Genomic DNA, 8,809 nt, shown 5'->3' on the forward strand with positions numbered 1-8,809 from the left:
GAGGACCTCCTCGCGCTCACCCGCGAGATCGCGGCGAAGGAGCTGGCGCCGCGGGCCGCCGACGCCGAGCGCACCGGGACGTTCCCCCGCGAGGCGTTCACGACGCTGGGCCGGGCCGGGCTGCTGACGCTGCCGTATCCGGAGGAGTTCGGCGGCGGCGACCAGCCGTACGAGATCTACCTCCAGGCCCTGGAGGAGATCGGCGCCGCCTGGGCGAGCGTCGGCGTCGGGGTGAGCGTCCACGCGCTCTCCTGCTTCCCGCTGTTCGCCTACGGGACGGACGAGCAGCGCGCCCGGTGGCTCCCCGACCTGCTGTCCGGCGAGCGGCTCGGCGCGTACTGCCTGTCGGAGGCGCACGCCGGGTCCGACCCGGCGGCGATGCGGGCCAGGGCCGTCCGGGACGGCGACTCCTACGTCCTCAACGGCGCGAAGGCGTGGACGACGCACGGCGGCAAGGCCGACTTTTACACCGTCATGGCGCGCACGTCCGACGACGGCGCGCGCGGCATCTCCTGCTTCCACGTCCCCGCGGACACGCCGGGCCTGGAGTTCGACCGGCCCGAGGACAAGATGGGCCTGATGGGGTCGACGACCGCGACCGTCCGGTTCGTGGACGTCCGCGTCCCGGCAGGCAACCTCATCGGCCGCGAGGGCGAGGGCCTGGCGATCGCGCTCGCCGGCCTCGACGCGGGACGGCTCGGCATCGCCGCCGTGGCCACCGGCCTCGCCCAGGGCGCGCTCGACACGGCCGTCGCCTACGCCAAGGAGCGGGAGGCGTTCGGCCGCGCGATCATCGAGCACCAGGGCCTCGCGTTCGTGCTCGCCGACATGGCCGCCGCGATCGAGTCGGCGCGCGCCACCTACCTGTCGGCGGCGCGGCTGAAGGACGCGGGCCGCCCCTACGGCCGGGAGGCGTCCATCGCCAAGCTGGTCGCCACCGACAACGCGATGAAGGTGACGACCGACGCCGTCCAGGTCCTCGGCGGCGCCGGCTACACCCGCGACTTCCCCGTCGAGCGCTTCATGCGCGAGGCGAAGGTCATGCAGATCTTCGAGGGCACCAACCAGATCCAGCGCCTCGTCATCTCCCGCCACCTCGCCCGCTGAACAGCCCGTCACCTGGGGTTGGCCATCGACGTCGGCGTTTCCCCGAAGACGGGATAGATCCCGGCGTCCTCACACCGCGAGAACGTCGGAACCGAGCGCTATGGTGCGTCCTTATGAAGACATTCCGCAGCAGCCCTCCTGAGACGACCCGAGCGTGAGCCGCTACCGGGGGCCAGCCACCCTGATCAGCAGAGACGGGGCCGAGGTCGAGGTGTACGTCGACCTGCGTGCCAAGCAGCGGGAGTGGTCCGGGACCGCGACCATCGGCGACTTCGACGCCACCGGTCTTCACGAGCGTACGCTGAGGCTTCCAGACGGCCGTGAAGCACAGGTCCAGCTCGGCGGCTCGGCAGCCTGGTCCGACGTCATCGAGCTGGTCGGAAGTGGTTCTCCTCCCTTCTGAGCAGCCCGTCCTGCCGGCGAGCCGACCCCACAGACCCCCGGACGCGCGTATCGAGGTGTCGCGCGTGGATGCGGGCGATCAGGTGGAGTACTCGCCGTTCCAGGGGTCGCAGAATCCGAGGCGGTCTGGGTAGAGCTCGGCCCAGTCGTCTTCGACTTCGTTCTCGCCGTGTTGCTCGATAACCAACCCGAACAGCACGTTGTCGACGGTCAACTGGAAGGGGCGGATCCCGATGCTCTGGAACTCTCGACGGGGCAGGGCGTCCAACAACTCCGCCATGCGGGCCTCGGCGCAAGCGAGGGCCGAGTCCGGCCGGCCGCGGCGTTGCTGCTGCTCGCGCCAGGTTCCCGCGCACCAGATGTCGGAGTCGATGTGGTGACCGTCGAAGTCGAACCGGTGCAGGACGACGTAAAGACGTTTGGCGTCTTCCCAGCCTTCGCCGTGACGATATCCCTCGGGGAAGGCGTAGGTGATCGAGGCGAGGAACTGGCCGTCCGTGAAACGGCCGATCATGTCGGTCCGGTAGTCCGGCTCGTAAGCGATAGGGATGATCCCAGGGACTGCCACGGCGGAACCTTAGCTGGACCTCAGCGAAGCAGCTCTCCAGTGTCTGAGCTGGGCGGGCGCCGGCGGGAGGCGCAGGTGGCCCGAAGGGATCTGCCGGGAACTCGTGAGCTTGGGTTCCGCACCCCACACGGTTGTAGTTCCGTTCGAGGATGTCCCGCCGGCACGCTTGCGCGCTGGTCTACCGGCCGATTCGGCGATCAGGGAATGATGACCTCGGTTGGAGAGACGACGCGAACTGACGTGACGAGGATCCCCTCGCGCCTGCAGCGGTCCAAGACGTAATCCCGCAGCGACGGGCTCAGATCCTCCAAGTGGTTCCGGCTCTCGACAGGGCCGTTCTTTGACGTACGCCGTTTCTTAGAAGTCAACTCGATGATCGCCTCAATGGCAGAAGAAGTAATCCGAACGCTGTCACGTAAAGTATCCGTGTACCTACGATGTCTCAGCCGATACATCGCGTCGCCCCACGTCACTTCAAGATACCTTAGCAGGAACAGCCAGCTTGGCCGCCTCGCCTTGCTCAGTCACGCTGCCGCGAACGAGGCGTCGCCGGATCTTGATGATCCTCGGTCGAGACGCGCCCTAGAAGGCGAACCGCAAGCAGTGGTGCCGTCTGGCGCTTCTCCGACTGCGCAGCCCGCATCATGAGGGAGCGAGCGCCCGCACCCTGACCCGCCTCTTACGTTCACTCGACGGCCTCGCCGGGACTATCTCCATGGGCCAATCATTTCCTGACGCTCAAAGAGACCTCAAGAGCATTTCCCGATATTTGCATTATTCGCGGCTCGCGCGAATAGCCGTCCAGGGAAACGACCATCCCTAGTACGGGCTCGGAGCCTGGCATGGGTCAAGATCGGCCGAGGCCGGCGTCACGGGCGCGGACGATGGCTTCGGCGCGGTCGGCGACCTGCATCTTGGTGAAGATGCTGGAGATGTGATTGGCGACGGTCTTCGGGGCGATGGCGAGGCGGTGCGCGATCTCGCTGTTCGGACGGCCCGCGGCGATGAGGTCGAGGACGTCGCGCTCCCGGGCGGTGAGGCCGGGGAAGGGGTGGCGCGCCGCGAGCGGGGTCGCGAAGAAGCCGAGCACCCGGCGGGCCACGCCGGGGCCGAAGATGGCCTGGCCGGAGGCGACGGCTCGGATGGCGTGCGCGATGTCGTCCTGCTGGGCGCCCTTGAGCAGGTAGCCGCGGGCGCCCGCGCGCATCGCGGAGAAGACCGAGTCGTCGTCCTCGTACATGGTGAGCATGAGCACCGCGGTCTCGGGCGCCGTCCGGACGATCTGGCGGGTCGCCTCGATGCCGTCCAGGCCGGGCATTCTGAATGTCCATGACCAGGACGTCCGGCCGGTGCTCGACCGCCAGCCGGACGGCGGCGCGGCCCTCGGCGGCCTCGGCGACCACGGTGAGGCCGCCGATGGTGTCGAGCAGCGCCCGCAGCCCGCTGCGCACCACGGGATGGTCGTCGGCCAGCACGATCGTGATCATGATTCTCCGAGTGGTAGCGCGGCGGTCACCCGGCCGCCGCTCGGGCCGGGAGCCGCGGTGCAGGTGCCGCCCAGCTCGGCGGCGCGTTCGCGCATCGACCGTATGCCGACGCCGGGCAGCCATGCGCGGCCTGGCACGGTCCCATCGTCGGCCACCTCCACGTACAGGCGCCCGTCGGCGCGGATGCGCACATCCACCCGGGCCGCGCCGGAGTGCCGGACGGCGTTGGTGAGGGCCTCCACCGCGATCCGATACGCCGCCGCCTCGACCGCGGCGGGCAGGGCGGGCAAGCCGTCGGCCTCGACCCGGACGGCCAGGTCCGGGCGTTCGAGCTGGGCGGCCCGCTGCCGGATCGCCCCGGCCAGGCCGAAGTCGTCCAGGGCGGGCGGCCGCAGGTCGTAGACCAGCCGCCGGATGTCGTCGATGGCCTCGGCGGCCTCGGCGCGCAGCTCGGCGAGGAGCGCGCGGGCGGAGGCGGGGTCGGAGTCCAGCAGGTTGCCCACGGCGTCGGCCTTGAACGCGACGCCGGTCAGCACCGGGCCCGCGCCGCGCTCGCGCTGCTCGTACCCGTCGGTCCGCTGGCCGTCGCGGTGCTGCGCGCCGTCCTGCCCTACTCCACGACCGACGGCTCCGTCGAGCTCGCCGCCAGAACGTCCGCCCACCAGGGCGCGCAGGGCGCTGTGCTCTGGCTCACCCTCATCGCCCTCCTCACCCTGGTGCCGGGGACGATCGCCATCGGACTGCCGGCCATCCGGCGCTCTCCACGGCTGGGAACGGCCGGGCTGGTGCCGGCGGTCGCCGGGTTCTCCTCGCTGTACGCCATCGGGATCAGCGACCACGTCGCGTTGTCGGCGGCGCGGACCGGGCTCGCGCCCGCCGAGGTGGCACGTCTGCTCGACAACCTGCAGGGCCTGCCCGCCGTCGCGGTGGGCAGCGGCCTGTTCGTCGCCGGCCACATCCTCGGCGTGGTGCTCCTCGGGATCGCGCTGTGGCGCGGCCGGATCATCCCGGCCTGGGCGGGGATCGCCCTGATCGCCTCCCAGCCCCTCCATGCGATCTTCGCCGCCGCCCTGCCCAACGCCGCCCTGGACGGGCTGGCCTGGGGCCTCACCGCGGTCGGCTTCGCGGCCGCCGCCCCGGCCGTCGCCCGCGGCAGGGACGGGAGCGCGCGATGAGATCCGGCACCGTCACCACCGGGCTTGTGCTGGCGGGCCTGCTGGGCCTGGCCGACCTGGCCGCCTCCGGGGCGCCTGACGTCCCCGTTCCCGCCATCGTGATCGCGGTCGCGCTCGGCCTGGCCACCCTGGCCGCGCTGGTCCCCGCCTGGCGGCGTGGGAACCGCCGCGCCATCTGGGCCGTCGCGGTCACCCAGGCACTGTCGGCCCTCGCCGCGGTGCCGGGCCTCACCGCGCAGGACACCTCCGGAGCCACCAGGGCCATCATCACCGCCGTGCTCGCGACCACCATCCTCGCGATCGCCCTCCTCGCCCCCGCGCTGCGCCGCACCTCCGCGCCGTCCTGAACCGCGACGCCACGCACCGGCACTCACGGGGGCGCGCGGCTGCGAGATCCTCTACCTGGAGCGACCTCGCAGCCGCGCGCGCCGGTGTCGTGGGCCGCGCGGACGCGCCGGGGCGGTGAAGTTCACCGTTGTCGGGTGACATGACCTCACTGGCCGAACAGGGGCAGGATCGCTCGGATGGTCTCGACGACGCCGTAGATCAGCGGGATGCCGACGATGGACCACGAGATGACGAGCCGCGGCAGATCCGCGCCCCTCCCGATCCGGCCGTCCTCCGGGCCGCGGTCCTCGGTTGCTGCCATGGTGCGCTCTTCCTTCGGTATCGGGCCGGAGCGGTCGTCAGGTGGCGGGGCTGGGGTCGGAGACCGGGGACTCCGCCGCGGACGTGCGATGACGTTCGGCCACCGGCCGGATGAACAGGTTGGCGGCGAAACCGATCGCGAGAACTCCGACCATGGTGAAGAGGGCGGGCCGGTAGTCGGCGGCCACCAGCGCGCCCGGCTCTCCGCGAGCGTCCAGGAACCGGTTCACGATCAGCGGCCCGGCGATGCCCGCCGCCGACCACGCGGTCAGCAGCCGGCCGTGGATGGCACCCACCTGGTAGGTGCCGAACAGGTCCCGCAGGTAGGCCGGGACGGTCGCGAACCCGCCGCCGTAGAAGGAGATGATCAAAGCGGCGAGCGCGATGAAGAACGCGGTGGACGCATCGCCGAACAACGCCAGCAGGACGTAGGCGGCCATCCCGACGCCGAGATAGCCCACGTACGTGGGTTGGCGGCCGATGAAGTCCGAGGTCGAGGACCAGACGAACCTGCCGGCCATGTTGAACATCGACAGCAGCCCGACGAACCCGGCCGCCTCGGTCGCCGACACCGAGGCCGAGGCGCCGGAGCGGAAGAAGTCGCTGATCATCGGCCCGGCCTGTTCGAGGATGCCGATGCCCGCGGTGACGTTGCAGAACATCACCGTCCAGAGCAGCCAGAACTGCGGTGTCCTGATGGCCGACGCCGCCGAGACGCTGTGCGCCGTGACCATCGTCCTGGACCGTTCCGACACCGGGTCGAAGCCTGCCGGCCGGCCGTCGGGGGTCACGGCGACCCCTTTGGCGGCGCCGCCGACGTTCGCACTGTTCGTGACGTAGACCGTGCGCCCGCCAGGGGACGCGGCGCTCCGCCGCGCGGCCGCCGCGTCAGCCGGTCCGGCCACCGATAAGGGCACGACCACGGCCGCGAGGGCAAGCAGGCCGATGGCGGCGTCGATGGCCACCCGGCCACGAGCAAGTCGTCGCATCGGGTAAAGCTCACGCTGGTGGGGTGCGAGTCGGCTTGACCGGTTCTGACACGCGGGCGAGGCCGCTCGGCCACCACATCCACCGGCCCACATCCATGGTCAGCGCGCTGACCAGCACCGACCGGACGATGAAGGTGTCGAGCAGCACGCCGAAGGCCACCGCGAAGCCCAGCTCGGTGACAAAGACCAGCGGCAGCGATCCCAGCGCCGCGAATGTCCCGGCCAGCACGGTCCCGGCGGAGGTGATGACCGCGCCGGTGGCGGCCAGCCCGATGAGCGCCCCGCGGCGGGTGCCGTGCTGCTTGGCCTCCTCGTGCACCCGCGTCATCAGGAAGATGTTGTAGTCGGTCCCGAGCGCGACCAGGAAGACGAACGCCCACAGCGGGAATTGGGGATCCGCTCCGGCGAAGCCGAATACGTGGTCGAACACCAGCGCGCTGACCCCCAGGGCCGCAGCGAAGGACAGCACCACCGTGGCCACAAGGATCAGCGGGGCGACCAAGGCGCGCAGCAGCGCCGCCAAGATGATGAGCACCACCAGGAGCACCAGCGGGATCACCACGTTCTGGTCGCGGCTCGCGGCGTCGTTGATGTCCAGGGTGACCGCTGTGGTCCCGCCGACTTTGGCATTGGCGCCGGGCACCGCGTGCACGGCGTCGCGGGCCTGCTCAATGGCGTCGAAACCCTCCCGGGCGTCGGGTGGGGCGTCGAGGGTGCCCTCGATGTAGGCCAGGCCGTCGCGTGGCGGCCCCACCTGCCTGACGTCGCTGATCTTCGGCACGGAGTCCAGCGCCGAGGTGACCGGCTGCGCCGAGCCGGCCGAGGCAACGACCTGCACCGGGGCGCCCGCGCCGGCCGGGAAGTGCTTGACCAGCACCTCCTCGCCGATCTCCGAGTCGGGCTTGTCGCCCCAGAAGGCGTCCCGCTGCGCCAGGTACTCGGTTTTGAGGCCGGTCATGCCGATGGCCATGACGCCGAGGACGAGTGCCGTGACCACCCAGGTGATCCTGGGGCGCCGGGCGATGGCGCCGCCGATGCGGGCCCAGGCCCCCCGTTCGGTCGGCTCGGGTGAGCCGTGGTGAGGGAGTCGCGGCCAGAACAGCCACCGCCCGCAGATCACCAGCAGCGCCGGCAGCAGCGTCAGCATCGACGCCAGCACGACCACGATGCCGATGGCCATCACCGGTCCCATGCTCTTGGAGGAGTTGAGCGTCGCGATCAGCAGGCACAGCAGGCTCAGCGCCACGGTGGTGCCGCTGGCCAAGATCGCCGGGCCGGCGCGGTGCAGCGCCATGGCCATCGCGGTGTGCCGGTCCGCATGGCGGCGGAGCTCCTCGCGGTAGCGGGCGATGAGCAACAACGCGTAGTCGGTGCCCGCGCCGAACATCAGGACGATGAGGATGAACGCGCTCTGCCCGTTGACGGTCAGGCCCGCGTGCTCGGCCAGCAGGTAGATGAGCGCCTGCGCGGCCGTCAGGGAAAAGAAGACGCAGATCAGCGGCACCGCCCACAGCGATGGGCTGCGGTAGGTGATCAGCAGGATGACCACGACGATGACCGCGGTGATGTACAGCAGGGTGGCGTCGAAACCGGAGAAGACCTGGGCGAAGTCGCCGGAGTATCCGCCAGGACCGGTGACGTGCGCCTCCAGACCCGCGGCACCGCCGTCCCGCTGGGCGATGTCGCGCATGTCCTCGACCGCGGGGCCGAGCTTTTCCCAGCCTTCCTCACCGACCTTGATGTCGACGATCGTCTGCAGCGACTGGCCGTCCCTGGAGGTGATCGGCCCCTGCACCTTGGTGACGATCTTCGCGCCGTCCTCGTCCCGCACGGTCGTGAACCGCCGGGCGTCGGCCGCGGCCTTGGCCCTGTCCGCGCCGGTGATGGCCGCGCCGCCGCGGTCGTAGACGACCACGGCCGGGAGGACGTCGCTGGGAACGAACCGCTCCGACAGCTCGACGACCTGGGTGGACTCGGCGTCCTTGGGCAGCCACGAGGAGGCCTCGTTGTCCTGGGCCCCGGTGAGCTTGCCGGCCAGCGGCGCGGACACCACCAGGATCAACACCCACACGGCCAGCACGACCCACTTACCGCGCCGGCCCAGGACGAACGCGGTAACCCGGTCTATCGCGGTCACATCATCCCCCTATTGACGCCCGCTGTTCACCAGGCGCTTCCGCTAGCTGATTCCCCAACGTGCCGCCTTACACCACAGGTCACGATCCATCGCGGTGATCCGAACCCGGGTACGAGGCGGGCGGACCATGATCATCGCTTGGTGCGCGCCAGGCTCGGTGGGAGCAGGCCCTCGACGAGCGCCTCGCTCTCGCACCGGGGTCGTCCGTACCCTTGGTGAACGCGCGCTGCTGACCGAGCACCGCGCGAGACGAGCCCCGCCCGCCTCCCACAACGCCTCGTCATCTCCCGCCACCT

At 70.7% G+C, this 8,809-nt stretch carries 10 protein-coding genes and 1 pseudogene; 4 read left to right on the top strand and 7 right to left on the bottom strand.

The genetic code is table 11. From position 1 onward, the window contains the following. Nucleotides 1–1,107 (top strand): acyl-CoA dehydrogenase family protein (locus ETD83_RS36060; protein ID WP_138649688.1); only part of this gene is annotated, 1,107 nt, incomplete at its 5' end. A gap of 154 nt (nucleotides 1,108–1,261) precedes the next feature. Continuing rightward, nucleotides 1,262–1,510, top strand: a complete 249-nt coding sequence (locus ETD83_RS36065; RefSeq protein ID WP_138649689.1) for a DUF4873 domain-containing protein — start codon at nucleotides 1,262–1,264, stop codon at nucleotides 1,508–1,510. Nucleotides 1,511–1,588: 78 nt separating this feature from the next. Here ETD83_RS36065 and ETD83_RS36070 read toward each other — a convergent pair whose 3' ends face one another. The 4 genes and pseudogenes from ETD83_RS36070 to ETD83_RS36080 form a co-directional block, all read right to left on the bottom strand. After that, the gene (locus ETD83_RS36070; protein ID WP_205718061.1) at nucleotides 1,589–2,023 is read right to left on the bottom strand and encodes a hypothetical protein; all 435 of its coding nucleotides are present in this window, start codon (nucleotides 2,021–2,023) and stop codon (nucleotides 1,589–1,591) included. A gap of 901 nt (nucleotides 2,024–2,924) precedes the next feature. Further along, nucleotides 2,925–3,395, bottom strand: a complete 471-nt coding sequence (locus ETD83_RS36075) for a response regulator transcription factor (protein ID WP_329603040.1) — start codon at nucleotides 3,393–3,395, stop codon at nucleotides 2,925–2,927. A gap of 61 nt (nucleotides 3,396–3,456) precedes the next feature. Beyond that, a pseudogene (locus ETD83_RS45790) lies at nucleotides 3,457–3,564 on the bottom strand (DNA-binding response regulator); the annotation flags it as partial. Then, nucleotides 3,561–4,226: a sensor histidine kinase gene (locus ETD83_RS36080; protein ID WP_205718062.1), complete on the bottom strand. Its 666-nt coding sequence runs from the start codon at nucleotides 4,224–4,226 to the stop codon at nucleotides 3,561–3,563. The gene ETD83_RS36080 and the pseudogene ETD83_RS45790, both read right to left, overlap by 4 nt. Before the next feature lie 18 nt (nucleotides 4,227–4,244). On the opposite strand from ETD83_RS36080, the gene ETD83_RS36085 reads away from it, so the two are divergent. Further along, complete coding sequence (locus ETD83_RS36085) at nucleotides 4,245–4,739, top strand: hypothetical protein (RefSeq protein ID WP_171064636.1); 495 nt, start codon at nucleotides 4,245–4,247, stop codon at nucleotides 4,737–4,739. Then, on the top strand, nucleotides 4,736–5,086 hold the full coding sequence (locus ETD83_RS36090; protein WP_138649692.1) for a hypothetical protein: 351 nt from the start codon (nucleotides 4,736–4,738) through the stop codon (nucleotides 5,084–5,086). Before ETD83_RS36085 ends, ETD83_RS36090 begins: the two co-directional genes overlap by 4 nt. A gap of 146 nt (nucleotides 5,087–5,232) precedes the next feature. Here the strand turns inward: ETD83_RS36090 and ETD83_RS43140 are convergent, their stop codons facing one another. From ETD83_RS43140 to ETD83_RS36100, 3 genes are read right to left on the bottom strand one after another with little or no spacing between them, the layout of a single operon-like run. Further along, nucleotides 5,233–5,388 carry an MFS transporter small subunit gene (locus tag ETD83_RS43140; RefSeq protein ID WP_171064637.1) on the bottom strand — a complete coding sequence of 52 codons (156 nt, stop codon included), beginning with the start codon at nucleotides 5,386–5,388 and terminating at the stop codon, nucleotides 5,233–5,235. Between the two features lie 37 nt (nucleotides 5,389–5,425). Next, complete coding sequence (locus tag ETD83_RS36095; RefSeq protein WP_329603041.1) at nucleotides 5,426–6,352, bottom strand: MFS transporter; 927 nt, start codon at nucleotides 6,350–6,352, stop codon at nucleotides 5,426–5,428. A gap of 34 nt (nucleotides 6,353–6,386) precedes the next feature. Next, nucleotides 6,387–8,513, bottom strand: coding sequence for an MMPL family transporter (locus ETD83_RS36100; RefSeq protein WP_205718063.1), 2,127 nt, complete (start codon nucleotides 8,511–8,513; stop codon nucleotides 6,387–6,389). Between the last annotated feature and the right edge of the window lie 296 nt (nucleotides 8,514–8,809).

This window comes from Actinomadura soli, assembly GCF_005889715.1.
GTDB classification, from domain to species: Bacteria; Actinomycetota; Actinomycetes; order Streptosporangiales; family Streptosporangiaceae; genus Spirillospora; species Spirillospora soli.